This is a genomic window from Morganella morganii, from assembly GCF_019242955.1.
Classification (GTDB): domain Bacteria; phylum Pseudomonadota; class Gammaproteobacteria; order Enterobacterales; family Enterobacteriaceae; genus Morganella; species Morganella sibonii.
Genome location: NZ_CP066129.1, coordinates 1,452,219 through 1,479,147 on the forward strand (window position 1 = coordinate 1,452,219; position 26,929 = coordinate 1,479,147).

Annotated in this window: 24 protein-coding genes; 16 read left to right on the top strand and 8 right to left on the bottom strand. The window is 49.3% G+C overall.

What is annotated here, in order from left to right; all coding sequences use genetic code 11:
• Positions 1 to 57 precede the first annotated feature (57 nt).
• Positions 58 to 636 carry a nucleotide exchange factor GrpE gene (gene grpE, locus JC793_RS06640; RefSeq protein ID WP_107678325.1) on the top strand — a complete coding sequence of 193 codons (579 nt, stop codon included), beginning with the start codon at positions 58 to 60 and terminating at the stop codon, positions 634 to 636.
• A gap of 76 nt (positions 637 to 712) precedes the next feature.
• On the opposite strand, the gene ung is transcribed toward grpE, so the two are convergent.
• Positions 713 to 1,411 (bottom strand): uracil-DNA glycosylase, encoded by a 699-nt coding sequence (gene ung, locus JC793_RS06645; RefSeq protein WP_166707403.1) that lies wholly within the window; start codon positions 1,409 to 1,411, stop codon positions 713 to 715.
• Positions 1,412 to 1,756: 345 nt separating this feature from the next.
• Between ung and grcA the strand changes: the two genes are divergently transcribed.
• Positions 1,757 to 2,140, top strand: coding sequence for an autonomous glycyl radical cofactor GrcA (gene grcA / locus JC793_RS06650; protein ID WP_046892575.1), 384 nt, complete (start codon positions 1,757 to 1,759; stop codon positions 2,138 to 2,140).
• A gap of 159 nt (positions 2,141 to 2,299) precedes the next feature.
• On the top strand, positions 2,300 to 3,121 hold the full coding sequence (locus tag JC793_RS06655; protein ID WP_166707404.1) for a Tle-like phospholipase domain-containing protein: 822 nt from the start codon (positions 2,300 to 2,302) through the stop codon (positions 3,119 to 3,121).
• A 58-nt stretch (positions 3,122 to 3,179) separates the two neighbouring features.
• On the opposite strand, the gene srmB is transcribed toward JC793_RS06655, so the two are convergent.
• The gene (gene srmB / locus JC793_RS06660; protein WP_046892574.1) at positions 3,180 to 4,526 is read right to left on the bottom strand and encodes an ATP-dependent RNA helicase SrmB; all 1,347 of its coding nucleotides are present in this window, start codon (positions 4,524 to 4,526) and stop codon (positions 3,180 to 3,182) included.
• Positions 4,527 to 4,676: 150 nt separating this feature from the next.
• Here srmB and JC793_RS06665 point away from each other — a divergent pair, with 150 nt between their 5' ends.
• The 5 genes from JC793_RS06665 to rseC all read left to right on the top strand — a co-directional run bounded on the left by JC793_RS06665 (position 4,677) and on the right by rseC (position 8,439).
• Positions 4,677 to 5,420 carry a tRNA1(Val) (adenine(37)-N6)-methyltransferase gene (locus JC793_RS06665; protein WP_166707405.1) on the top strand — a complete coding sequence of 248 codons (744 nt, stop codon included), beginning with the start codon at positions 4,677 to 4,679 and terminating at the stop codon, positions 5,418 to 5,420.
• A 348-nt stretch (positions 5,421 to 5,768) separates the two neighbouring features.
• Complete coding sequence (rpoE, locus tag JC793_RS06670) at positions 5,769 to 6,347, top strand: RNA polymerase sigma factor RpoE (RefSeq protein WP_004236997.1); 579 nt, start codon at positions 5,769 to 5,771, stop codon at positions 6,345 to 6,347.
• A 31-nt stretch (positions 6,348 to 6,378) separates the two neighbouring features.
• The gene (gene rseA / locus JC793_RS06675) at positions 6,379 to 7,014 is read left to right on the top strand and encodes an anti-sigma-E factor RseA (protein WP_218427893.1); all 636 of its coding nucleotides are present in this window, start codon (positions 6,379 to 6,381) and stop codon (positions 7,012 to 7,014) included.
• Between the two features lie 2 nt (positions 7,015 to 7,016).
• Positions 7,017 to 7,970 (top strand): sigma-E factor regulatory protein RseB, encoded by a 954-nt coding sequence (gene rseB / locus JC793_RS06680; protein ID WP_046892570.1) that lies wholly within the window; start codon positions 7,017 to 7,019, stop codon positions 7,968 to 7,970.
• A 1-nt stretch (position 7,971) separates the two neighbouring features.
• Positions 7,972 to 8,439, top strand: a complete 468-nt coding sequence (rseC, locus tag JC793_RS06685) for a SoxR-reducing system protein RseC (RefSeq protein ID WP_218427894.1) — start codon at positions 7,972 to 7,974, stop codon at positions 8,437 to 8,439.
• 226 nt (positions 8,440 to 8,665) lie between these two features.
• Here the strand turns inward: rseC and JC793_RS19520 are convergent, their stop codons facing one another.
• Both JC793_RS19520 and JC793_RS19525 read right to left on the bottom strand, forming a co-directional pair.
• Positions 8,666 to 11,404 (bottom strand): Tc toxin subunit A-related protein, encoded by a 2,739-nt coding sequence (locus JC793_RS19520; RefSeq protein ID WP_247717334.1) that lies wholly within the window; start codon positions 11,402 to 11,404, stop codon positions 8,666 to 8,668.
• 244 nt (positions 11,405 to 11,648) lie between these two features.
• Positions 11,649 to 16,082: a neuraminidase-like domain-containing protein gene (locus JC793_RS19525; protein WP_247717335.1), complete on the bottom strand. Its 4,434-nt coding sequence runs from the start codon at positions 16,080 to 16,082 to the stop codon at positions 11,649 to 11,651.
• Positions 16,083 to 16,612: 530 nt separating this feature from the next.
• On the opposite strand from JC793_RS19525, the gene lepA reads away from it, so the two are divergent.
• From lepA to acpS, 7 genes are all read left to right on the top strand, one after another.
• A complete protein-coding gene (gene lepA, locus JC793_RS06695) occupies positions 16,613 to 18,406 on the top strand; it encodes a translation elongation factor 4 (RefSeq protein ID WP_107678452.1) in 1,794 nt (597 codons plus the stop codon).
• A 27-nt stretch (positions 18,407 to 18,433) separates the two neighbouring features.
• Entirely contained in the window at positions 18,434 to 19,426 is a 993-nt protein-coding gene (lepB, locus tag JC793_RS06700) for a signal peptidase I (RefSeq protein WP_046892567.1), read from the top strand.
• A 176-nt stretch (positions 19,427 to 19,602) separates the two neighbouring features.
• Positions 19,603 to 20,283 (top strand): ribonuclease III, encoded by a 681-nt coding sequence (gene rnc, locus JC793_RS06705; protein ID WP_004236985.1) that lies wholly within the window; start codon positions 19,603 to 19,605, stop codon positions 20,281 to 20,283.
• Complete coding sequence (gene era / locus JC793_RS06710) at positions 20,280 to 21,188, top strand: GTPase Era (protein WP_004236984.1); 909 nt, start codon at positions 20,280 to 20,282, stop codon at positions 21,186 to 21,188. The genes rnc and era overlap by 4 nt, the downstream gene beginning before the upstream one ends.
• Before the next feature lie 7 nt (positions 21,189 to 21,195).
• Positions 21,196 to 21,954 carry a DNA repair protein RecO gene (recO, locus tag JC793_RS06715; RefSeq protein ID WP_046892565.1) on the top strand — a complete coding sequence of 253 codons (759 nt, stop codon included), beginning with the start codon at positions 21,196 to 21,198 and terminating at the stop codon, positions 21,952 to 21,954.
• 34 nt (positions 21,955 to 21,988) lie between these two features.
• Complete coding sequence (gene pdxJ, locus JC793_RS06720; RefSeq protein ID WP_052927423.1) at positions 21,989 to 22,720, top strand: pyridoxine 5'-phosphate synthase; 732 nt, start codon at positions 21,989 to 21,991, stop codon at positions 22,718 to 22,720.
• The gene (gene acpS / locus JC793_RS06725) at positions 22,720 to 23,106 is read left to right on the top strand and encodes a holo-ACP synthase (protein ID WP_046892564.1); all 387 of its coding nucleotides are present in this window, start codon (positions 22,720 to 22,722) and stop codon (positions 23,104 to 23,106) included. The genes pdxJ and acpS overlap by 1 nt, the downstream gene beginning before the upstream one ends.
• Before the next feature lie 33 nt (positions 23,107 to 23,139).
• Here the strand turns inward: acpS and JC793_RS06730 are convergent, their stop codons facing one another.
• A complete protein-coding gene (locus JC793_RS06730) occupies positions 23,140 to 23,400 on the bottom strand; it encodes a YfhL family 4Fe-4S dicluster ferredoxin (protein ID WP_052927272.1) in 261 nt (86 codons plus the stop codon).
• A gap of 287 nt (positions 23,401 to 23,687) precedes the next feature.
• Between JC793_RS06730 and JC793_RS06735 the strand changes: the two genes are divergently transcribed.
• Positions 23,688 to 24,107, top strand: coding sequence for a DUF1240 domain-containing protein (locus tag JC793_RS06735; RefSeq protein WP_218427895.1), 420 nt, complete (start codon positions 23,688 to 23,690; stop codon positions 24,105 to 24,107).
• Positions 24,108 to 24,152: 45 nt separating this feature from the next.
• Here JC793_RS06735 and JC793_RS06740 read toward each other — a convergent pair whose 3' ends face one another.
• The 3 genes from JC793_RS06740 to JC793_RS06750 form a co-directional block, all read right to left on the bottom strand.
• Complete coding sequence (locus JC793_RS06740; RefSeq protein WP_218427896.1) at positions 24,153 to 24,533, bottom strand: VOC family protein; 381 nt, start codon at positions 24,531 to 24,533, stop codon at positions 24,153 to 24,155.
• A 126-nt stretch (positions 24,534 to 24,659) separates the two neighbouring features.
• Positions 24,660 to 26,393, bottom strand: a complete 1,734-nt coding sequence (locus tag JC793_RS06745) for a type VI secretion system baseplate subunit TssF (protein WP_218427897.1) — start codon at positions 26,391 to 26,393, stop codon at positions 24,660 to 24,662.
• Between the two features lie 47 nt (positions 26,394 to 26,440).
• Positions 26,441 to 26,920: an Hcp family type VI secretion system effector gene (locus tag JC793_RS06750; RefSeq protein ID WP_046892559.1), complete on the bottom strand. Its 480-nt coding sequence runs from the start codon at positions 26,918 to 26,920 to the stop codon at positions 26,441 to 26,443.
• Positions 26,921 to 26,929: the final 9 nt, after the last annotated feature.

Here is a 26,929-nt window from a genome sequence, read left to right on the forward strand (position 1 = left end):
AGTTTGATCCCCATAATAAACAAGAATCAGGATTATTGCGAAATACGCGGAGATTTTATGAGTAGTCACGAACAAAAAACGCACGAAGAGCCTGTTGCAGATGCAGCGGAGACCCTGAACACAGCGGCGGAACAGCCGGAAGCGGAGCAGGCGGATGCCGCCGCAGCGGCGCAGATCCGTATCGCGGAGCTGGAGCATGAACTGGAAGAGTCCCGTAAAACGGAACGTGAAGCCATGCTGCGCGCCAAAGCGGAGATTGAGAACAACCGCCGCCGTATGGAACAGGATGTTGAAAAAGCCCATAAGTTTGCATTAGAACGTTTTTCTAATGAATTATTACCTGTGATTGATAACCTGGAGCGCGCGCTGAGTGCGGTTAATCCGGAAGATGAAGCACAGAAAAATATGCTGGAAGGGCTGGAACTGACACTGAAATCCTTCCTGGATGCGGTGAAAAAATTTGGTATTGAAGTGGTTGAAGAGACGAAAGTGCCATTCAACCCGGATGTGCACCAGGCCATCAGTATGGTGGATGCTGCTGATCATGAATCCAATCATGTGGTGACTGTGATGCAGAAAGGCTACACCTTAAACGGCCGTCTGTTACGTCCGGCAATGGTGATGGTCTCCAAATAAGGATTTTTATCCTGTTTTGTCAGTAATCACATGCCGCCGCAAGGGCGGCATTTTTGTACCTGTATTTTGTACCGTATTATGCGCCGGGCTGAAGTTCTGCCGGGATCACCGGCTGCCAGTCGACAGGAGACTGGCCGCGCTCTGTCAGTATCGCATTGGTTTTTGAAAAGTGGCGGCAGCCCAGGAATCCGCGGTGTGCAGACAGCGGGGACGGATGCGGAGCTTTCAGTATCACATGCTTTTGCTGATCAATATACTGACCTTTCCGCTGGGCATGTGCGCCCCAGAGCAGGAAAATCACACCGTCACAGTGGGTGTTCACAGCGGCAATCACATTATCGGTAAAAGTTTCCCAGCCAAGTTTGGCGTGGGAATGTGCCTGGCCGCGCTCAACAGTCAGCACGGTATTCAGCAGTAATACCCCCTGTTGCGCCCAGCTGACGAGACAGCCGTGGTCCGGCCGCGTAAATCCGGGTATGTCTGCTTCCAGTTCCTTATACATATTGACGAGCGACGGCGGCGGCTGAATGCCCGGCAGAACAGAAAAAGAGAGGCCGTGTGCCTGATTTGGTCCGTGGTACGGGTCCTGTCCCAGAATCACCACCCGCACATCAGACAGCTCAGTATAGCGGAATGCATTGAAGACATCTTTCTGTGGTGGGTAAATGGTCTTACCAATTTCTCGTTCGTGGGCAACAGCACGAAGAGTTTCAATAAAATAGGGCTGGGTCTTTTCATGGCCGATGACATCATGCCAGGTCAGAGATGCAGACATCGTGTCGTTATCCTTCATTTATTACAAGAGTTGCCGTCAGCTTACCTGACTTATCCGCTGTTAGGAAACAGGAAGGAATTTTTTTGCGGACCGGGTTCTGATAACGGCGGCAGCAGGGAGAAAATGACTGATTTTTTACAAAAAAACCTGAAAACAGCAAAAATGAAATTTTGATTTAAAACAGTCTTTTATCATGATGGCTAAAAATTGATATGATTTTTATTGATATATATCAAAGAATCAGCCCTGTATTCTTGGTATATAAGATACAGAGACATTGGTTAGACCAATATTCCAAGTTAAATGGCAATCAATAAATTGATAACGAATCACCCGGAGGTCATCATGGTTACTGGTATTCAAATTACTAAATCCGACAACGCTGCACTGGTTAACTCTTTCTGGCTGCTGGATGACAGCAAAGACGAAGTACGCTGCATCTGTGCAAAAGAACAATATGCAGACGGTGATGTTGTTTCCCGTTCCGCATTAGGTCCTTTCGAGTACCGTGAAGTGAATTTACAGGTTCAGCCTACCGTCCGTGTTGAAGGTGGTCAGCACCTGAACGTGAACGTTCTGCGTCGTGAAACTCTGGAAGATGCTGTTAACCATCCGGAAAAATATCCGCAGTTAACTATCCGTGTTTCCGGTTATGCAGTGCGTTTCAACTCACTGACTCCTGAACAGCAGCGCGACGTTATTGCCCGTACTTTTACTGCCAGCCTGTAATCGTTCCGGCAACAGTCCTTGTTCCGAAAACCACGCTCCGGCGTGGTTTTTTTATGTTTGACGGATAAGAATCCCGGTAACTTACTGATAAAAAATGATATTGTTGCTGGTCAGAGAATAGCGTTAAGTGAAGCCTTCAGTGTCCACGGAGGCGTACTTATGTTGATCGAACACTATTTTTCGCAGTTACTGGCTTTCTCATCCACGCCGCATTGTCAGGCGCTTTTGCAGCGGCAGCAGGTCACCGCAGCGGATTTATTGCTGTCTGCATCCGCCGGACACCGGCAGGATGGTTTCCCTGATGATATAACACTGGCGCGGCTGTGTTCTGACAGTTACCGGCCCGGTCAGCGTGATATCGGCGAAGTCTGCCGTTCTGATACTCAGACACTGGCCTCTCTCTCGCTGACGGAAGATCAGTTAAGCAGCCCGTCCGGCCTGCAAAGTATGATTTATCATTACCGCAATACCGGTATTCTGGCGTTTGCGGGCAGTAATGATATGTCAGATATGATGACCAACATCCGCCAGGGCCGCGGATTACCGGCAAGACAGTATCAGGAGGCGGTATCACTGGCAGCACATCTGTTGTCGCAGTCGGTGTGTCCGTGGTTATTTGTCGGGCACTCTCTCGGGGGCGGGCTGGCCTCATTTTGTGCTGTGGTGCTTCAGCAGCCGGCGGTTATCTTTAATGCGGCGGGACTGGCGGAGAATACGCTGGCGGAAGAGGGGGTGTCTCTGCTGACCGCGCGGGAGCGCGGGGACGAACTTATCCGCCATTATGTGCTGGAGCATGACTGGCTCACTCATATTCAGGACGGGCTTGATCTTCCGCAGGCGCTCGGGCAGCGGATAGCGCTGGATTATTATCCGCCGCAGCATGCACATTCCGCATTGCAGAAGCTGGTTCTCGGTGTGAAAGCACACACCCTGTCGCAGGTGGTTACTGCGATGGAACAGATGGATGAGACCCGGGAGTAAGCATAAAAAAACGGACTGTGACAGTCCGTTTTCTTTTATCAGAGAGAAGGAGTTCCGTTTATTCCTGTGGTTCGCCGGCCGCAGGAGTCTGTTCCGCGTGTTCTGCGCCTGGCTTGCGTCGTTTTCCGATATTTTTACTGACGCGGTGGCGGATTTTGGTTTTTTTCTTCTTCTCAGTCTCAGCGGCTTTTTGCTCTTTGCGCTTGGCGAGTACTTTCTTCGACGGCTTGTGCGTCGCTTTCTCCGATGGCGCACGGGTTTTCGGCCGTAACTCATCGATTACCCGCATTTTGATCGGTTCTTCAATATAGCGGATAATTTTGCCGAGCAGCGGCTGGTCATGGGATTCGACAAGTGAAATGGCCACCCCTTTGCGTCCGGCACGGGCGGTACGTCCGATACGGTGCAGGTAGACATCCGCAGTGCGCGGCAGATCAAAGTTAAAGACATGGCTGATATCTTCGATGTCGATCCCGCGGGAAGCCACATCGGTTGCGATAAGCACAGTGGCACGGCCGTCGGTCATACGGCTGATGGCTTCATTGCGTTTCGCCTGTACCATTTCGCCTTCGAGATAGCAGGAAACGATATCCTGTGTGCGCAGCCAGTCAGACAGTTCGCGCACGCGCTCACGTTTACGGACAAATACCACAGTTTTGGTGACATCAGGCTGTTTCAGCAGATGCGCCAGCAGCGCTTTTTTGTGCTCCAGGTCATCGGCACGCAGATAGAATTGCTGGATTTTCTTCCGTTCACGGCGTGACGGATCGGCTTCGATCTCAACCGGTTCGTTCAGGATACGTTTGGCGAAATCGCGGATGGCCTGTCCTTCGAGTGTGGCGGAGAACAGCATGGTTTGCGTCCGCCAGCGGGTTTCACCGGCGATGGTTTCGATATCGTTGGCAAAGCCCATGTCCAGCATGCGGTCAGCTTCGTCGAGGATCAGGATCTCAACCGCACGGCAGTCAAAATTTTCTTCTTTTATATATTGCAGCAGACGCCCGGTGGTGGCGACAACGATGTCCTGGTTCTCACTGAACACTTCGGCGTGGTTCATATAGGCCACACCGCCGGTGATTGTGGCGACATCGTGATGGGTGAACTGACAGAATTCTCTGGCCTGATCCGCCACCTGCATGGCCAGTTCGCGGGTCGGGGTCAGGATAAGCACGCGCGGCGGCCCGGATTTTTTACGCGGGAAATCGGACAGGTGCTGAATGGCCGGCAGCAGATAAGCGGCAGTTTTGCCGGTGCCGGTCGGGGCTGAACCCAGAATATCACGATTATCCAGCGCGGCCGGAATAGTGGCTTCCTGGATGACGGTCGGGCGCTCATAGCCCTTGGCATCCAGTGCACGGAGCAGTTCATCGTTCAGTTCGAGTTCAGAAAAAGTAGTTGCAGTCATTATATACCTCTGTTTGGACCGCTGATTATAAACGGCTTGGACAGGATCTTCATCAAAAATAGTTGCCGGTGTACGGGACTTTCTTCTGCGGGCAGAAGTCCGTATCCTGTCGCCGGGATTTATTTATTTTAACAGACAAACAGTTCAGTGATGATGACAAACGAAAAACAGCCCGCCCGCCGCCGTGGTTTTGCCTGCAAACAATTTTTTGTGGCCCACGACCGCTGCGCCATGAAAGTCGGAACCGACGGGGTGCTGCTCGGCGGCTGGGCACCGTGCGAAAACGCCCGCCATATTCTGGATATCGGTACCGGCAGCGGGCTGGTGGCACTGATGCTGGCACAGCGTTCGCAGCCGGATACGCGGATTGATGCGGTGGATATTGACGCAGACGCTGCGGCTCAGGCCGCGGAGAACTTCCTCGCATCACCGTGGGAAGCGCGGATGCGCGTGTTTCATCAGGATATCGGTGAGTTTATCCGTACCGCCCCGGAGGTGCGTTATGATCTTATTGTCAGCAATCCGCCGTATTTCGCCCCGGCGGTTGCCTGCCGTGACAGCGCCCGGGAAACCGCCCGCTATACCACGTCACTGGATCACCCTCAGTTGCTGCAACATGCGGCGCAGCTTATCACGCCTGATGGTTTGCTTTGTGTGGTGCTGCCGTACACCACCGGGCAGGATTTTATCGTTGCCGCCGGTGAGCAGAACTGGTTTCTGCATACACAGATTGCAGTATCAGATAAACCGGATACCCCTTTTCACCGGATATTAATCGCGTTATCCCGCCGTCCGTGCAGTGCGCAGCACAGAGCAATGAGTATTAAAACGGAAGAGGGGAATTACAGTGCTGATTTTAAATCATTTATTACCGGTTTTTATCTGAAATACTGAATCGTGCCATGGTCATGGTTATGACGGTGTTTTTTCAGTCAAAAGCAGATTTTACAGGATTTTTACACTGTCCTGAGGCAATTTTCCGTGATTATCAGAGGGATTGCCGGTAAAAACGTGGTAATCTGTAACGTTAATCGCCGGAAAAATGGTCTGCGGGTAATTACGCAGGAATTATCCGCAAAATGTGTAATAAGGATCACAAAAAGGATCCTTTTTTGTAATTTTTTTAAAAGGAAAAATGAACTTCGCTATTTTAGCTGACTCAAAGTATCGCTTGCTCATCATGAAGTGAAGCGAAACAGGAAAGAGAATGGTGAAGCTGAGCTTCGGGAGATAACACTGCGAATGAGCGAGCAGTTAACGGATCAAATGCTGGTTGATCGGGTACAGAAAGGGGATCAGAAAGCCTTTAATATGCTGGTGGTTCGTTATCAGCACAAAGTGGCGAGTCTGGTATCCCGCTATGTTCCGCAGAGTGATGTTCCGGATGTGGCGCAGGAATCCTTTATCAAGGCTTACCGCGCAGTCGGGTCGTTTCGCGGTGACAGTGCATTTTATACCTGGCTGTACCGTATTGCGGTCAATACAGCAAAGAATTACCTGGTTGCTCAGGGGCGCCGCCCGCCATCCAGTGATGTGGATGCCGGGGATGCTGAGAATTTTGAATCCTCAGGGGCGTTAAAAGAAATTTCGAACCCTGAGAACTTAATGTTGTCTGAAGAATTAAGAGCGGTGGTTTTCCGCACGATCGATTCCTTACCCGAGGATTTGAAAACGGCGATTACATTGCGTGAGCTCGATGGTCTGAGCTATGAAGAAATAGCTGAGATTATGGACTGCCCGGTCGGCACGGTTCGTTCCCGTATCTTCCGCGCACGTGAAGCCATCGATAATAAAGTTCAGCCACTGATACAAAATCAGTGAGCACTTAAATCACACTGAAGGGAACGTAGGCATGCAAAAAGAGACACTTTCCGCACTGATGGACGGAGAAACTCTTGACAGTGAACTGGTTACCGCACTGACACAGGATGCAGATCTGCAGGCAGAGTGGGCCGGTTATCATCTTATCCGTGATACGATGCGCGGCGAGCTGCCGGACGTTATGCATTTTGATATTGCGTCACGGGTAGCTGAAGCACTGGCGCAGGAGCCGGTTTATATCGCACCTCAGGCGGTCCCTGAGTCCCAGCCTGAACCGAAAACATGGCGTGATTACGGATTTGTGGCAAAACTGCGTCCGTGGGCCAGTCAGCTGACTCAGGTCGGTATGGCAGCCTGTGTATCACTGGCCGTGATTGTCGGTGTTCAGCACTATAATACGGACGGCACAGAGAGTGTTGTAAACGGTGATGCTTCCGCATTTAATACCGTACCTTTTATGGGCAGTGCATCTCCTGTCAGTCTGGATCTGAAAAATGGTGCCGGTCTTGCCCCGCAGACCCGCTTTGATCAGGAACGCGGTGCGCGCCTGAATGCGATTTTCCAGCAGTATGAACTGGATCGCCGTGTACACACGGATGGTCAGCCTGAAGTTAAACAGACAGCCACCCCGGAACAGGGTCGCGTGTCTTCACAACCACAGCAGTAGTAATGAAACGAATCTGGTTATCCGTTGCTTTTTTGACGGGCAGCCTGTTACTCGCAGCACCCGCCTCAGCACAACAAAGTGCTGAGGCGTTGCTGCAGAATATGGGTAACGCTTCCCGCACTCTCAGTTATGAACTCTCTTTTATTACCATTTCCCCGAAAGGTATCACTCCTGTCCGTTACCGCTATGCGGTTATGGATGGTCAGCCGGTCGCCCAGATTATGCAGATGGACAGCTCCCGGCGGGAAATCGTCCAGCGCGGGCAGGAAATCAGCTATTATGAGCCGGGGCTGGACTCATTCAGCCTGAGTGGTAATCACATTGTTGATTATCTGCCGTCGATTATTTTCGCGGACTTCAATGCCCTGAAAGCCTATTATAATTTTATTGATGTCGGACGGATTCATATCGGTGATCACCCGGGCCGGGTGGTGCGTATCACCTCGAAAGATAATTCACGTTACAATTATATTGTGGTCGCGGATGAAGAAACCGGCCTGCCATTGCAGGTGGATCTGCTGGATCAGAACAATGTCTCACTTGAGCAGTTCCGTGTGGTGTCCGCTTCCGTGGATAACGGTAGTGTGACTGAGGCGCTGAAAGCCGTACAGTCCGTCACGATGCCGCCGGTACTGGCTATCCCTCAGCCGGAAAAGGTCAAATTTGACTGGGATGTAATGCGTCTCCCGAACGGGTTTAAAGAAATGACCCGCAACCGCCGCCAGGTGGGCGAACAGGAATGGGTTGAAACCGTCATGTTCAGCGACGGCCTGTTTTCTTTTTCAGTGAATGTCGCCAAAGCGGTGAAGACACCAGAAAATCAACAGACAATGCGTCAGGGTTCGCGTACGCTGTACACCATACGTAAAGGTGATAATGAGATCACCGTCTTTGGTGAACTGCCCCCGGCGACAGCCCGGCAGATAGCTGACGGTGTGACATTCAGCGGAGGTTAATATGGTCAAAGAGTGGGCAACCGTGGTGCGCTGGCAGAACGGGCGCGCGGTGCTGCGTTACGGCTCGTCTGCCGGATGCGGCAGTTGCAAAGCCCGCGCGGCATGCGGCTCTTATCTGCTGAATAAACTGGGACCGGAAGCAGAGCACCAGCTCGAAATTCCGGTCAGCGAACCGCTGGTAACCGGTCAGAAAGTGGAAGTCGGCATCCCGGAAGGCAGTCTGCTGCGTTCGGCGATGCTGGTGTATCTGACACCGCTTCTGGGATTATTTGCCGGTGCGGGTCTGGTACAGGCACTGGCGGAAAGCCAGTCTGTGGTTCTCGCCGGGGGGATTCTCGGCGGTGCAGCCGGGTTCCTGCTGGCGCGTAAAATTGCCCGCCACTGGAGCGGCTCTGAGGATTATGAACCGGTGATTCTGCAAATCGGTCTGCCGCCGTCAGCGCTTAGTGTTGATATGTGTGAATCCTGATTTATTCAGCTCCCCCGTTATAAAGTATGCCGGTCATGATTTGACCGGCATTTTTTTTACCGCGAGAATGTCTTGTGATTTTACCCGCAGGACACCATGCAGGAAAGCCACCCGTCTGTAGTACGAATAAAAAAATAACAGCCTGAATGACCGGCTGTTATTTATCACTGCGGGTTGTTTTTATTGATGACAATCTGATGCCCGCAACTTGTTGCCAGGATAAAAGTTAACAAATGGTGTAACGGATATGGATGATGATATCGGTCAGGCTGAGCAGCAGTGGTTTCTGCTTCTCACCGATTGCATCCGGGAAGCTCAGGGTCAGGCTGTTATTATCATCCACCGGAATACCTTCAAACGGCAGCCAGTAGCCGTCATTGAAGTCAAGCCGGAACTGGCCGTTATCATTGATACCGTGGGATAGCGCGATGGCTTTGCAGCCGGCCGGCAACGAGTTGCCGCCGTAACTGAATATAGCACGCATATCCTGATACGGACCAACCAGCGCCGGTAAGGTTACACTGATTTGTTTGATACGGCGTGTATTGCCCAGGCTGGCAGGATAGTCTGCCTCAATACCCAGTTTTTGCAGGTTGAACGCGGCATGCAGTTGTTTATCCTCCGTCATTGAAAGCCCGGTTGATGCTGGTGTATTCCCGCTGCCACTACCTTTCAGGAGGTCAGCAATTTTCTCTGCCAGAATGACATTGTCAGTACGGTACACTTCTGCCAGAGAAACAGTACGGGTGACCTCCAGTGAGCGACTATCCCGTTTCAGCCATGCCTGTTCCATCTCTGCCAGGTTCAGCAGCAAAGATTCCCCGGCCATCAGCCCGGCATTACTGCTCTGCCATGCACCCGGCTTGATATAGCGGGTTGCAGTATCGTTGGTTTGCCATGCGTAAGCTTTTTCCGCCATCATACAGCGGGTTGCTGTCAGGTCGTAGAAGCGGTAATAGATGGATGCCAGACGGCCGTGCAGCCAGCTATAAAGTGCTTTATTGCTGAATTGACGCTGCATTAACTCCAGTTGTGTCTGAGTCTGTGCCTGCTGGAGTTCCAGATGTTTGTACTGCATTTCTGTTGCGGTACGGCGGACAGCCAGGGCTTCCAGTTGTGCATCAATCTGTTTTACTTCAGATTCGGCATTATTTTTCTGGATTTCCCATTCCTGACGGCGGCGGCGCCATGCTTCAGACTGGCTGATGTTATCGGCAGTAGTTTTGGTGGCAGACGCCGCCAGGCTCATACCTGAACCAATTGCGTTCGGGACACCGCCCCAGCGGCTGCCCCCCGTGGCTACGCCGAAGATGTTCGGAGCCATATCGGCAACGGCGGCAGCCATATCCAGTGCTTCAACGGATGTACTCAGTACAGAAGAAGATAAATACAGATCCATGGTCCGTTTTTCTTCCGCACTGACATTTTCATCATACAGGACGCGGTAGCTGTCAACGCGGGATTGTGCCCCGGCACGGCTCTGTTCCAGTGTTTTCTTCTCGGCATCCAGTTCGGTGAGAGCCTGTTCCTGCATTCGCAGGGAAGAGAGTATCAGTTCACCGGCCTGGTTTTGCAGCAGTTCACTCATCGCTTCCGCATCCCGGCGCTCAATCAGCCCCTGGAGGGTGGAACCGAACTGCATCAGCTGCCCGGTCAGCGAGCGGGCACTTTCCAGCGCCTGCGGGAAGCGCATTGCCGGGATGTCAGCAGACGGTAAAGATTTGCTGCCTCCGGATGCTGCGGCGGCGGCACTGAGCAGTGCGGCCGGGTCTGCCGGTGCGGCAAAGATTGGCAAAGATAATGGCTGACCATCAATGGAGAGATTATTACGCAGATTAAACAGGCGCATTTCCAGCGTTTGCCAGTAGCCGAGCAGTTTTTCGTTTTGCTGCGGCCGGAACAATCCGGTCAGGGTATTGGCAGTGCGGACATCCGGCAGCAGGCCGCCGCTGCGGATACGGCTGATTTCGTCATGGAACTGTTTTGCCTGAGTTTTATCTGCCGCATTACTTAGTGACGGATTTTCCCAACCATTGTTGAGAATGCTGACAGGTTTATCCCCGAGCAGCCCCAGAGCCTGCATATACCACATTTTCGCTTCATTGAGGGTATCGCGTTCCGGTATGCGGTAAGCTTTGTCACCACGGGCAATCAGCAAATCCAGTAATTTCATCAGGGTGCTGACTTTGTAATGCATCGGATCATTCTGGGCGACCGCATCGGGATCAACCGAATCCAGCGGGTCGGCGTTCCAGGATGTGTCTTCTTTCAGCGGACGTACCCGCCAGTCATCGGCTCCATTTGTGGCAGGACACCAGATATAGCTTAACCAGTGGTCAGCTTCGGTAAAGTTCTGCTCCTGCAACAGACGCGTTGCTACCATCATCGGGGTGTAATAGAACAATTCCCAGAAATAGAGGGCATTGGCACCGCTGAAATCCATCGGTTCACCGGATTGTAATAAACCGGAGACCCCGTCTTCTGCCAGGCCGGCGAAGGTGCCCTTGTTAACGCTTTTATCCAATGTCCAGCCTTCAGGATTATTTTTATCAGCCTCGGTGCGGTACAGACAGATCTGGTTTGTTGCTCCTGTCTGGTATTTCGCATTAAGATATAAAGTATCCGACTTCGTATCAGCAGACTGACTCGCGGCGTTTTTAATCAGCGGAATAAATAATTTTACTTCCGTATTACCGGCAATACTGAGTGAGCCACTGTAAACAGAAAATTTGCCGGAGCCCGTGTCAACATTGCTGTAATAAATCGTAAATGCCCGGTCAGTGCCATGGATAGCCGTGTCATACGGGTTCAGTGTCAGTGTGACATAGGTGCCCTGTCCCGGTTTCGGTTCAGGCAGATACTGGGTTTCAGGAGATAATATTGCGTCAATTCCGTTATTGGCACGCTCAATTAACTGGCGGGTGAAGAGAGTGTTTAACCGGGTACGGTAACCATCCCATTCCATATATTGAGCGCCCTCCGGCGTGGTGTACAGGGATATGGATCTTGGATCTAAAACAGCATTCTTTATAACCAACTTATAAGTGGCAGTAGCTGCAAGAACATCTGTATTTTTGAAACTAACTGTTACTGTGATCTCCAGATTATTAATATCTGTATTGTCGGGAAGAGCTATTTTCTGTTCCCCAAACGGAAATTTCAGTATTTTTTCTGAATTAAGCGGGTAAGTCGGAGGGGTGATCCCGGCGTCATGACCGTTTATTTTTTTTTAGTTCACTCTCCTTGAGTTTAAACGTAATTTCGATATTATTTTCATGGATAGGTTTGGCTTGAGCTTTCATGGCGCCCAAGAGGAGTGTACCTGTATTTGCTGCGTCAGTATAAATAGAATAGTTTTCACTATTCGTCGCTAATTCTTCTTCAAGCGTACTATTAAATATAAAACATGACCCTGATTTTTCGTTTAGACCCAGAGTGAAACTCCGTTTTGTTGTGTTACTTGTCAGAATAATGCTATCAACTTCCGGCGTAAGATTACAGATGGAAAGAGCTATCTCACTTGCCGATTCTTTTGGCTTGATACCAGCTACGGCAAGCTTGTTAATAGAGCCGGACATCTTATCACCGTTAGGCTTTATTTCCATTGATTCCGGTTTATAAATTGTAGCTCCAGTAATGTTAACTATACTAATATATCTTCTCCGCAAAGGTTCGGGAATATAATCAAATGTTTTATTGGGATCGATGGTAATATAAGCATCAGGATTCAGTATCAGTGTGTTTTTATTATTTTCATTCCTGATGAAATAGTCACCAGGGGATAGGGTAAGATTCAGTGCCGGATTTCCGTCTTGTGATTTCGGGGTAAATTCGTAAGCGAATTTACTATTCAGAAGGGTATTTACTCTGACGGTAGTTTCTGTATCTAATTGATAGGAAATTTTATTTAATATATTTTTTATATTGTCTTCTTCTTCTTTTTCTTGGCTCATATCCGGAAGAATATTGAATCCGAAGGCTCCGTCCGGTACTGTGTTATTTTTTGTTATTTTTTTATAGCAGGCAATAAGCAGTGAGTTATCTTCCTGGTTGGCGGCACAGTACAGACCATTTTTTTCTCCGCCGGTTATGAAGTCATCAGTCACATGATAACTGAACGGCGAAGCCCAACTGCCGTCATATTTAATATGTGTCAGCTTCAGAGTAAAAGATGCCGTATCTTTACCGGTGTTATCTTTCTGTACTTGTTTTTCAATCCATAACAGATAAAGACGTGAATGAAAAATTACCGGACGCACCATATCTCCGTACGGATTCACCGCACAGGTAATTTCTTTCCAGTCACTCCAGGCATTGGCGGCAAAACGGCCGTTCTGACATTTACTGTGATCCGCTTTACGCCAGTAATATTTTTTCGGCTCAGTCTGGCTGGTACCGATAAACCAGGTGTTACCCTGATTAATATTAACAGTATCATGATAACCGCTGACCACTTTCAGGTTAGCGACCTGCTCAAAGGCGGTCAGGTACTGGCGGAAGCCGTTTTCCAGGGTATCTTTGCTGAGTTCACTTTGTGAAAGCTGCTCCAGCATGGTGTTCATCATCCCGGTCTGACCGATACGGAGGGTCGGGTCAACGAAGTTTTCAGGGTAATAGACTAACTGAGACACACCCGCCCAGGTACTGTAGCGTTTATTACAGGCATCCCAGTCTTTAAAGAACTGACGCTCAAGAGCGTCACTGTTTGCACCCGGCTCATCACCGGCAATAGTGCGGTTAATATAGAGCTGAATACCGGCGATGGCATCCGCCAGCAGGGTGGTGGTTATTTCAGCACTGACTTTTCCGTCCACCAGCAGATTACGCCAGATATCATCACGGTTTGCCACCGGATTATTCATGATCAGAGAGCGGTACTCTCCGCTGAGGGCTTCACTGCGGCGCGGTTCAGACTGATTTTGCAGTTGTTTGGTCTGTTGTTCGTTCAGACCGGCCTGTAACAATCCTGTCAGTGCGGAGAGATCTGCATAAGAAGCTTTCACATTCTCAGACACTGTCAGCAGAGTGGTGATATCTTTCGGAGTGATATGCAGGGTATTTGCCAAATCCAGCCGTGGCGGCAATGTCGCCAGCTGTGGCCATGTGGTCAGTTCCGGTTTTTGTCCGGCCTGTGTCAGTGCCTGAGTAATCACATCTTCTGACAGATTCAGTGCCTGTGCCAGAATTTTAACTGTCAGTGTCTTGCTTTGCAGTGCATCCAGTACCGTACCGGCCTGTTCACCGCAGCGGTTAATCAGGTTATGGAAATCACAGATATTATACAGGTCAGTAATGATGCCGGCCGGTGCACCTTGTGACAATGTCTGAAGTTCGGCATTACTGAGTGCAAAGGTGCGAATTACCAATACACGCTGTGCCAGTGCCTGGCACCAGGCCGCCAGTTTTTTCTTGTCGCCGGCCGTCTGATCTTTTTTGATAATAAGCGCCCGGGCTTCGGTGGTAGCGGGTATCTCTGCGGGATGATTTTTATCCAGCCAGCGCAGCAGTGCTTCCCCTGATTCCGTGACGTCCAGTTGCATAGCCGCAGTAATCACCGGTGCCATGGTGGTATACAGTTCTGTATCGGTTTTATCAATACCACCGTTACGCAGGAGATCCAGCAGGACCTGCATCTCTTTGGTCGGTACCGCCGGAGATTCTTTACTCAGCAGCAGCATCAGCTGTTCAACAGTGATATTTTGTGTATTCAGCCATTGGGTGATCCGGGACAGAAAAGAGAGCATTTTCTGGCGTGTTTTGCCATCTAAATTGTAAACGTCCATTGAGCTGTAAGGGGACATCCGCAACAGGGCATCCAGTTGTGTTACTGTCAGGTTGTGCACATCCGCCAGCAGACGAACAAATAACAGGCCACGAAGTTTTTCTGTCTTGTTTTCGATAGCTTTGGATTTGTTTTTACGATTTGTGATAACAAATAGTTGCCACAAACCGGTATTATCTACCCGGAAAGCGCGTTTCAGGACTTCACGACGCGGGTCTTTGGCATCCGGTTCCATCGGAATGTCGTCACCACCTAACGTGTAAGTTACACCATTCAGCGGCGGATTATTAAACAGACGGTCAAAATGGCTGAGCTGCCCGTCATAGCGGACTTTGCTGATACCGGCGTTACACAGCATTAATGCTGTTTCAGTATCAATGCCATAACGTTTACGGTAAAGCAGCGTTTCGGTGAAACGGCGTAATTCGTATTCGTCTGAATCATTTCTTTCGTGGATTAATGCATGTTGTGTTTCGCGTGGGGTCATACCGCTGACTTTTGCCAGACGCAGTGTTTTATTGAGTCTGAGGAGCCATGTACCCGGTTTCGCATCGGGACGGATGGTGAAGGTGGTTGAGGTGTAATAGTTCCCGTCGCTGGCTGGTTCAGGTTTTTTTCTGGTGATTCCGATTTTAGTTTTTGCTTCTAAAAGCTTAGCATCCAGTGTGACGGGGATACTGTAGTGCTCCCCGGCCAGAGGAATAAACCCCTTTTTATCTGCCAGATTATTAAACGATTCATTATAGCCTATACTAAAATGCGTCGCGTCTTTCAGGGTTTCCGTTACACTAAAATTAACTAAAAACTGATTACCACCCTGCGGAATTAAATCAATATAGATTGCCTGTTTTTTATCATCCGGTGTTTTGGCCAGTTCACTGAATGTCATTTTTCCGCCGGTGCTTATTGCCGGTATTACCAGTTTATAATCGTCGTCATACATATCCGGTGTTGATAACAGGCCTGTTATTTCGGCGGCAATAAGGGCCTGAATTTCATCTGCCGGAAGCTCATAATAATTGGCCAGCGCATCCAGAGTCATAAGGTCTTTAATCTTAATCATCGGGAAGTTTTTTTTCAGAGATTTTTTCAGATCGGAACCGGTTAATGACTCTGTATCCTCTGTCAGTATGGCATACAACTTTGGTGAGATACCGGCGTTGTATGCCGCCAGTATGGCAAACTTCGCAGGGGTGCTGAGAATATTATCCGGCAGAACAAAATTCCGCTGCGCCAGGGCGTTATGCATTCCCTCAAACGGCAGGTTATACGGCGTTACACCACTGTTGCAGGACGTTGCCAGTGCGTCATAGTATGTGCTTTTGTCTGTCTGGGCGGCTTGTGTCATCAGAGCCGTTTCCAGTTGCTCATTCGCCAGTGACAGAGCAGAGATTTCGTTATCCAGATTGTCCTGAGAGAGCACCAGTTTTGCCAGGTCCGGACGGCGCTTATCCAGATTATGGTCACTGTCTTTTGGATGCAGTCCCCGGGCTTCACGGTACAGCTCAGTCAAATAACCGGCGGGGGAAAACATGGAAGAGACAGCGCCCGGGGCGGCAAACTCATCGGCACGCGGCACAATCATATCATCATAGCTATAAGGCATGGCACCGTGATAACGGGCCCGGCCCATCTCGTTGCGCAGCAGCGGGTTGGCGCGGGTCAGTGCCCGTGCAGTATAGAGCAGGTTGTTTTGTTTTTCTTTTTGCGCTGCACGGAACAGTAACCGTGCTTCATCCCGTGAAAGCTGACTCGTATTACGGATTTCGGCAAGGGAAAGTGGCATAAAATCGGTCAGGGTGAGAGGCTGGTCGGTACGTCCCTGATTCAGCTTTTCAAGGACTCTGGTTATTTTTTCCATTAATGATTGCCTCATAAATGTTAAAGTATCTGATGTAAGTGATTTATCCGGTAAAATATTCTTATGATTTACTTTATGTTCCTATCTATGGCTAAACTAAATCCATCTGTAAGTAAAAGTCACTATAAATAATCATTATCGCCAATGATTCTTTAGTCAAATAAACGGGTTGTCATAAGATGCTTGTTTTTTGGTAACCATTATAATTATCTGATTAATAATCATATTTACGTATTATTATTTTTTATTTAATTATCATTAAATTTTATAAATGCAGTTATATTTATATAATCAGATGATTGGTTTAACAGATTCGGATGACTACACCCGGTGCAGAATGATTGGCCGGTTAATTGGGAAAACGGGTTTTTTCCCCGCAAAATGAACGTTTCTTTGAGTTGAGTGTCTGTAGCATGTAGAATGCTGGCAATAAGTCTGTTAACCAGCAATATAGAGTGTTGGCTTTGAGTCCTTACAGGTGTCCAAAGCTAGTTTTATAGGGCATTACAAAGAAGAATTTTATCTTGAAAATCAACCATATCCGAAATTTTTCCATTATTGCTCATATCGATCATGGCAAATCGACCTTATCTGATCGCATTATTCAGATTTGCGGCGGCTTATCCGACCGTGAAATGGCCGCACAGGTTCTGGACTCAATGGATCTGGAACGCGAACGCGGCATTACCATCAAAGCACAGAGCGTAACGCTGGATTACACCGCACAGAATGGTGAAACCTACCAGCTCAATTTCATCGATACCCCGGGCCACGTTGACTTCTCTTATGAGGTTTCCCGTTCACTGGCGGCGTGTGAAGGCGCATTACTGGTGGTTGATGCCGGGCAGGGTGTGGAAGCGCAGACTCTGGCGAACTGCTATACGGCGATGGAAATGAACCTGGAAGTTGTTCCGGTTCTTAACAAAATTGACCTGCCTGCTGCCGACCCGGAGCGGGTGGCGGAAGAGATTGAAGATATCGTCGGGATTGAAGCGGCCGATGCGGTGCGCTGCTCGGCGAAAACCGGTGTGGGCGTCAACGATGTGATCGAACGCCTGGTACGCGATATTCCGCCGCCGGAAGGTGATCCTGATGCGCCGTTACAGGCACTGATTATTGACTCCTGGTTTGATAACTATTTAGGTGTTGTGTCTCTGATCCGGATTAAAAACGGCACACTGCGCAAAGGCGATAAAATTAAAGTGATGAGCACCGGCCAGGTGTATAACGCTGACCGTCTGGGGATCTTCACACCGAAACAGGTGGATAAAGATGTCCTCAGATGCGGTGAAGCCGGCTGGGTGGTCTGTGCCATTAAAGATATTCTCGGGGCGCCGGTCGGGGATACCCTGACAGGGGCCCGTCAGCCTGCCGAAAAAGCATTACCGGGCTTTAAGAAAGTGAAGCCGCAGGTATATGCCGGTCTGTTCCCGGTCAGTTCTGATGACTATGAAGCGTTCCGTGATGCGCTGGGTAAACTCAGCCTCAACGATGCCTCATTATTCTACGAACCGGAAAGTTCCACTGCGCTGGGCTTCGGTTTCCGCTGCGGCTTCCTCGGTCTTCTGCATATGGAGATTATCCAGGAGCGTCTGGAACGTGAATATGATCTCGATCTGATCACCACCGCGCCGACGGTTGTCTATGAAGTGGAAACCACCGGCGGCGAAATCGTGTATGTTGACAGTCCGTCCAAGCTGCCGCCGCTCAACAATATTGAAGAGCTGCGCGAACCGATTGCGGAATGTCATATGCTGCTGCCGCAGCAGTATCTCGGTAACGTGATTACGCTGTGTATTGAGAAACGCGGCGTGCAGACCAACATGGTCTATCACGGTAATCAGGTTGCACTGACCTATGAAATTCCGATGGCGGAAGTGGTGCTCGATTTCTTCGACCGCCTGAAATCCACCTCACGCGGTTATGCATCACTGGATTACAACTTTAAACGTTTCCAGGCGTCTGACATGGTGCGTGTTGATATCCTTATCAACAGCGAGCGGGTTGACGCACTGGCACTGATTACACACCGTGATAATTCCATGTACCGCGGCCGTGAACTGGTTGAGAAGATGAAAGAGCTGATCCCGCGCCAGCAGTTTGATATCGCGATTCAGGCTGCCATCGGTATGCATATTATTGCGCGTTCAACAGTGAAACAGCTGCGTAAAAACGTCCTGGCGAAATGCTACGGCGGTGACGTCAGCCGTAAGAAAAAGCTGTTGCAGAAACAGAAAGACGGTAAGAAACGCATGAAGCAGGTTGGTAACGTTGAGTTACCGCAGGAAGCGTTTTTAGCCATTCTCCATGTCGGCAAAGATTAAACATTCAGCAGGTTGTAAGGAGACATAATGGCGAACACCTTTGCGCTGATCCTGACCCTGGCAACATTGGTTACCGGGATCATCTGGGCGGTGAATAAATTTAAAATTCAGCCGGCCCGTAAGAAAAAACTGGCGCGCATGGCAGAGCTGACCGAAGGAACCATGGATCAGGCTCATCTGGCTGAAACTGTGGCCAAACCGGGCTGGGTGGAAGGTACTGCATCCCTGTTCCCGGTACTGGCGATTGTTCTGATTGTACGCTCATTTATTTATGAGCCATTCCAGATCCCGTCCGGCTCCATGATGCCGACACTGTTAATCGGCGATTTTATGCTGGTGGAGAAATACGCTTACGGGTTAAAAGACCCGATCACGCAGACCACCCTGATTAAAACCGGGGAGCCGAAGCGTGGTGATATAGCGGTATTTAAATATCCGGATGATCCGCGTGTCGATTATGTCAAACGCGTGATTGGTCTGCCGGGTGATAAAGTGGTGTATGACCCGTATGCCAAAGAATTACAGGTCTATCCGGGCTGTACCAAAGACCAGAGCAGTTGTGAAACCCTGCCGGTCACCTATGGTCAGGAATATGAAAGCGAGTGGGCTATCCGCTGGGAAAAATCACCGCTGGGCGGCTCCTTTATGAGCGGCGGCGCACATCAGTTCCCGATCGAGGATGATATGGAAGTCGGTTACCGCCGTCAGGCGGAACGGATTGAAAACCTGGGGCCGGTTGCACACCATATTCTGACCGTACCGGAAATCACACCGGACAGCATCAGCGGGCAGCGTCTGTTCCGTCAGCCGGGATTACCGGAGTACACCTGGATAGTGCCGGAAGGGCATTACTTTATGATGGGTGATAACCGTGATAACAGTTCGGACAGCCGCGTCTGGGGATTTGTGCCTGAACAAAACCTGGTCGGTCGTGCCAGTTTTATCTGGTTAAGCCTTGAAAAACAGGAAGGTGAATGGCCTACCGGTCTGCGCCTGAGCCGTTTCGGACGGATAGAATAGAAAAAACAGAATTTGCTGAGCATTACATGTAATCACAGTGTAGAATATGCCCGGCAAAATGATTGGCTCCCCGGTAGCGGGGAGCCAGTGCAAACGCAACAGTTTTGTATCGCGGTTTTCGCGGCTACAGGTCTGTTGCGTGTGCGTTTTATAAACATCATAATTTTTGGTCGCACATGAACCCGATAGTGATAAACCAGCTGCAGCGAAAACTCGGCTATACTTTTACCCGTCAGGACTTATTAATGCAGGCACTCACTCACCGCAGTGCCAGCAGCAAACATAATGAACGCCTGGAATTTCTCGGCGATTCTATTTTAAGTTTTGTTATTGCCAATGATTTATATCACCGCTTCCCGAAAGTGGATGAAGGGGATATGAGCCGGATGCGTGCCACACTGGTGCGCGGAAATACCCTGGCGGAACTGGCCCGCGAATTTAACCTCGGCGAATGTCTGCGCCTGGGGCCGGGGGAACTGAAAAGCGGCGGCAGCCGCCGTGAATCGATCCTTGCGGACACCGTCGAAGCCCTGATTGGCGGGATTTTTCTCGACAGTGATATTCAGACAATTGAGCGGATCATCCTCAGCTGGTACGAATCCAGACTGAACGAAATTTCGCCCGGGGATAAACAAAAAGACCCGAAAACCCGGTTACAGGAATACCTTCAGGGGCGGCATCTGCCTCTGCCGAACTACCTGGTTGTTCAGGTAAAAGGTGAAGCTCACGATCAGGAGTTCACCATTCACTGCCAAATCAGCGGTGTTGAACAGCCGGTAAAAGGAACCGGTTCCAGCCGCCGGAAAGCCGAACAGGCCGCGGCGGAACAAGCATTAATTTTGTTGGAGCTTGAATGAGCGAAGAAAACACCTATTGCGGCTTCGTCGCGATAGTCGGACGTCCCAATGTGGGCAAATCCACCTTACTGAACCAGTTACTGGGGCAGAAAGTTTCTATTACCTCGCGGAAACCGCAGACCACGCGCCACCGCATTATGGGGATCGATACACAGGATAATTACCAGATTATTTATGTGGATACCCCGGGGCTGCATATTGAGGAAAAACGGGCAATCAACCGCCTGATGAACCGTGCGGCCAGCAGCTCCATCGGTGATGTTGAGCTGGTGATTTTTATGGTTGAAGGCACTAACTGGACGCCGGATGATGAGATGGTACTGAATAAAGTCCGCTCGCTGCGCTGCCCGGTTCTGCTTGCTATCAACAAAGTGGATAACGTGGAAGACAAAACCAAACTGCTGCCGCATATTGCGTTCCTCAGTCAGCAGATGGACTTCCTCGACGTGGTGCCACTGAGTGCCGAGAAGAAAATGAACGTCGATACCATCGCGAACATCGTGCGTCAGCACATTCCGCAGGCGCCGTTCCACTTCCCGGAAGATTACATTACTGACCGTTCACAGCGCTTTATGGCCTCTGAAATCATCCGTGAAAAACTGATGCGTTTCCTCGGCGATGAACTGCCGTACTCGGTAACAGTGGAAATCGAACAGTTTGTTGTGCAGGACAACGGTGTATTTCAGATCAACGGTCTGATCCTTGTTGAACGCGAAGGCCAGAAAAAAATGGTTATCGGCAACAAAGGCAGCCGTATCAAAACTATCGGGACGGAATCCCGTATTGATATGGAACGCCTGTTTGATGCCCGCGTTCACCTCGAACTGTGGGTGAAAGTCAAAGCCGGCTGGGCAGATGATGAACGTGCACTGCGCAGCCTGGGTTATGTTGACGACCTGAAGTAACACACCGATGGACGGCTGGCAGCGCGCATTTGTACTCCATAGTCGCCCTTACAGTGAAACCAGCCTGATGCTGGATGTGTTCACTGAACAGGAAGGGCGGCAGCGCCTGCTGGCGAAAGGGGCACGCCGCCGCCGTTCCGGTCTCAAAGGGGCATTACAGCCCTTTACACCACTTCTGATCCGCTGGGGCGGGCGCGGGGAACTGAAAACCCTGCGCGATGCTGACCCTATCTCCCTCGCATTACCCCTGAGTGGCACTGTTCTTTACAGCGGCCTGTATATCAATGAGTTGCTTTCCCGTGTGCTGGCTAACGGTGTCACGTATTCCGCGCTGTTTTTTGATTATCTGCGTTGTCTTCAGTATCTTGCGGCCAGCGAAACCACGCCGGAACAGGCTCTGCGTCAGTTTGAACTGGCGCTGCTGCACCATATCGGTTACGGCGTGGATTTTCTTCACTGCGCGGGCAGCGGTCAGGAAGTCTCTGACACCATGACGTACCGCTACCGCGAAGAAAAAGGCTTTATCGCCAGCCTGGTGGTGGATAACAGCAGCTTTACCGGCCGTGAACTGAAAGCCCTTGCCGCCCGGGAATTCCCTGATGCGGAAACTTTACGTGCCGCCAAACGTTTCACCCGTATCGCTTTAAAACCTTATCTCGGCGGAAAGCCATTGAAAAGCCGCGAATTATTTCGTCAATTTGTGCGCCCGCCGTTGGTTTCAAAAGAAAATAGTCGTGATGGTTCCTCTTCGTCTGAAAAAGGTTAAACTGAACAATATAAGTTACCCGGAGGATGAAAAAATGAGTGAAGTTTTATTGGGTGTAAACATTGACCACATTGCAACTGTCCGTAACGCACGCGGCACCAACTATCCGGACCCGGTTCAGGCGGCATTTGTCGCAGAGCAGGCGGGAGCGGAAGGTATTACCGTGCATCTGCGCGAAGACCGCCGTCATATTACGGATCGCGATGTGGAACTGCTGAGACAAACCATTCAGACCCGTATGAATCTGGAAATGGCCGTCACCGATGAGATGGTGGAGATCGCCTGCCGTATCAAACCGGCGTTCTGTTGCCTGGTCCCGGAAAAACGTCAGGAAGTAACAACAGAAGGCGGGCTGGATGTCGCCGGTCAGAAAGAAAAAATTGCCCGTGCGGTTAAACGTCTGACCGAAGCCGGTATTAAAGTCTCTCTGTTTATCGATCCTGACCATACCCAGATTGACGCGGCAGATGATGTCGGCGCACCGTTTATTGAAATCCATACCGGTGCCTATGCGGATGCGGAAACATCTCAGGAAGAAGATAAAGAATTTGTCCGTATCAAAGATGCGGTTGCCTATGCGGCAGGCAAAGGCCTGAAAGTGAATGCGGGACACGGCCTGAACTATCATAATGTTCAGCGCGTGGCAGCACTGCCTGCTATTTATGAGCTGAATATCGGTCACGCTATTATTGGCCGGGCAGTCTTCAGCGGACTGGCTGCGGCTGTCGCGGATATGAAAACCCTGCTGCGGGAAGCCCGTCGTTAATGGCTATTGTCGGTATCGGTACGGATATTGTTGAAATAAGTCGTATTGAAGCGGTTATCGGGCGTTCCGGTGACCGCTTTGCAAAACGGATCCTCAGTGAGGCGGAGTGGGACGTTTACCGGCAGCATAAACAGCCGGTACGTTTTCTGGCAAAGCGGTTTGCTGTCAAAGAAGCCGCATCCAAAGCACTGGGAACAGGGATACGTCAGGGGCTGGCATTTAATCAGTTTGAAGTCAGTAATGATTCACTCGGAAAACCCAATCTGACTTTCCTCGGCTATGCCGGAGAACTGGCTGCCGCCCGTGAAGTCACACACTACCATGTCTCGATTGCCGACGAGCGTCATTACGCCTGTGCCACGGTTATTCTCGAAACAAATACCTGACAGTTGCGCCCGGTTGCGGGCGTCTCTGTCTGTTCAGATCTTATCGGCGTGATGTATCAGCACAAACTTATCCCACAGCATCTCCTGTGTTTCGGTATGCGCAGGGTCGATAATAATCGTGTTGTTAATCGGACAGACAGACTGACAAGTCGGTTTATCATAATGGCCGACACACTCAGTACATAAATCAGGGTTAATTTCATAGATGGAATCCCCCATCGAAATTGCTTCGTTAGGGCATTCGGGTTCGCACATATCACAATTTATGCAACGTGCAGTAATCAGTAACGCCATAGTCGCTATCACCATATAAATTATTTAAAATTCAGTAACTTATATCTTGCACTTATACGTTACTCTCTGCCGCTTCCGGCAGTATTCCCGGAACTGATTATAGCGGCTTTTACCGGCCGGGAACACCCGGTAAGGCCGTTACTGATGACAGTATACGCAAAAAATTCCTGTATGCAGAGAATATGGCCTTAAAAGATTAAAAGTGAACGGAAATAAATATAATATACATATGTACTGATTCAGGGCATAATTTTCATCATAGATTTATGTTTTCAGGGAAAGTAGACATGGATGAACTGGTGATAAAAAAAGATAATATAGCGTTCGGGGTATTATTGCTGATTATGCTATCTGCTGTTTATATATGGTTGTCATCAATTTATTTTCTGGACTATATAAATAGAAAAGACATCATCAAAATTCATTTTAGTCAATTCTTTATCCTATTTGCGCCGTTGTTACTTTATTTCTCATTCATTGGTATCATGGTTTTATTGAATAAAGAGAAAGTGTTGAGAAAATATAAATTGTTCAGGGTGTTAGTTTACTTTTTTCTTGCTTTGGCTTTTTCTTCTTTTGTCTTTTTAATCATTGGATCGATATATATGGATAAAGAACTTATGTCAGAGGGGTATATTAGATGCCCGAAGTCTTCATTCAGGTCATCAACGATTTATGTTTTTGATGCTGCTTTATGCAAAAAATAACAGAGAGTATATTCCCTGTTATTTTTTATCGTGCATGGTTATTTATTAATCAATGTTTGTGGTGTCAGTCGCGCAGACTCTAAGACGATGGCCGTCGGGGTCGGTTACCACGAAGGTATAGCCGAAATCCAGCATCGCGGGTTTCATAATAATCTCCACGCCCAGTTCACTCCATTTGCGGAAAATATCATCAACTTCCCGGTTACTGACATCAGACATGCATATTTCCGTACCACCAATGTGCGGTTGTGGTGCAGGATCGATGCCGGACTTTGCCTGAAGCCCTAATATCATATCGTCCGATAAGGCAAAAACAGAGAATTCACTGTATTGTTCAACAGGCTCTGCATTGAGTAATCTGGTGTAAAAACGGGTGCTTTTCTCAACATCACTGACGTACAGAATAATACTGTTTGGCTTAAACATGCTGCCTCCTGTGGTTTTTCATATCATAGTCCTGTTGAGTGACGGAAATTGTCAGCAGTGATGAATCCGGATGACGTTCCGGGAAAAAATTAACCGTCTTTATTTCTGATTTTCGTTTCGTTTTAGTTAAATCAGCGATTTATACCCATTCAGCAAATAAGGCGCTAAATGCCAGACCGTATCATTGTCGGTAAATTGCACATTCATTTTCAGCAGCATATTTTCAGACAGGCAGAACGGGAAAAAATGATATAAGTGCATCACAAACATAAAGGCATCGCCGGGATTGTCATATATATGCGGGTCCAGTGTCATTGTCAGATCCAGACAGCGATAAGGTTTTCCGCGGACAAGACGGTCGTCCAGTACCGAGTCAACCGCGTGAATGCCGCTCAGCAGCTGACTTATCTGTTTGCAGCGCTGCCGGTCTGTATCCTGATACAGTATATAATCACGGATAAGCTGTTTTACCGAATCGACAGACGACAGCATAAAACTGTTGGCACTGTAGTGTGACAGCAGATTCCAGTAAGCGTGATTATCTGTTATCGGCGGATAGCACGGCGTGCATTGTGTGACACCGGTGGCTTCCAGCAGATCCGGCAGCAGCGGGCTGAGATGGCAGATATCCTCAGCACGGCTTTGCGGTGTACTGATAATACAACGGTAAGTACAGCGGAAGTGCGGCCCGGGCGGGGTGGTGAGCGCTTTGCCGTGATTATCATAAAAGTGGATAGAGTAATGATTCCGGCCGGTGATGGTTTTATCGATACTGAGTGCGTAGAACCAGGCATCCTGATATTGCGGCAGCAGGCGGGAAGCGGGCGCCAGGTGAGTCACCGGATAGAAATCCGCAATAATACCCCTGAATTCCTCATGAGGTTCAAAAGCCAGCTGAATATGCTTCAGTTCGGTAATATAGTGGCTGTCATCCACCGGCAGACGATAAACAGCCTCATTTTCATGAAAATCCAGAATAACTTCATTTTGTTCTTCCTGATTTACCACGGCTGCACAATTAAGACGAAAGCTCTCTGTCAGTTGATCATTACGCAGCGGCAGCTGCTTGCTGAAATAAATATTCAGCGTGAAAGTGTCTGATAATGCCCAGTCCAGTTCCGGTACAATGGCCGGAATATCGATATCGATAAAATGATGGACATGATCGATATATAACCCTTCCAGCAACTTTTGCGGCCAGTTCGGTTTTTCATCAGCACCGGATAATACTGAATTATTTTTTCCGATCTGCGGAATAAAACTGAACCGGGTTTCATCACCGTGATACAGGTTATCCGCGTGCGCCAGTTCGATGTGATCAAAATACTGGCTCAGCCATAATAATAAAATCCCGGCGCAGGAGACTGACGGATCAAGAAAACAGGATAATAATGCGGTTTCCGGCTCTTTGTGATTGCCGCGGTATTTAAATTCCAGTGACAGGCAGCTTTTTGACGGATGGTGAGTCACATAACGGCGCAATAATGTATAAGGCTGCAGCACGACCGGGTTACAGGTTGTGAATATTTCCTCTGCGGTGCCTTTCACCACGGTTCCGGCGGGGATATCCAGCGGGAAGCCAATTCGTTCCTGTGAATCAAAACGGACAACCGCAGTCGCCGGAATACCTTTTATTGCCCGGGATTGCAGGCGCTGTAACAGCGGCAGGGTAATTTCAGGAAATGCATCATCCACCTTTTCCTGCAACCGTGCGCTGAGAAACGCAAATCCCTCCAGCAGGCTGCCGCTCTGCTCATCATGCGGGTCGAGAATATCCGCAAGGTGCGGATAATCGCGGATAAACTCGCGGCTGAGCTGCTGTAAATAGTGTTGTTCCTGTAAAAATTTAATTTCGCTCATGAATGACTCTGCGGTTGCCGGTAATCAGTATTTATCGTACAGAATAATTAACACGTACTTTCTTCCCAGCAGCAATAACCGGATGTTCCCGCCATGACATGCTGGAAAATAATATCCTTGTATTTCACACTAACCGTTTCTTCCGGCTGTGCGTCATTGTTATCCGCAGAGTGCGGATAATGGCTGTTGATACTGACAATGGATGCCTGACGCAGTGTGACAATAAAATATTTTTCCTGAGAGCCGTTTTGTGATGTCCGGTAAAAAGTGAATACCATCTCCATCACTTCATTATTGGCGATGGCATTTGCCAGCAGCGGGGTCGATTTATCCAGCAGTTTGACAAAATTTACCGGACTGAACGTCAGGTTCTGTGCACGGTTAAACATATTATTCAGATGGAGCACAAAGATTTCATTTTCATGACCTGACTGATATTTATTGCCGATGGAATCAGGCGTGCAGCAACCCTGTGAAATATTGCCCTGCTGATTACCGTTGAGACTCAAATAGATCATATTCGCCATAATTGTCTT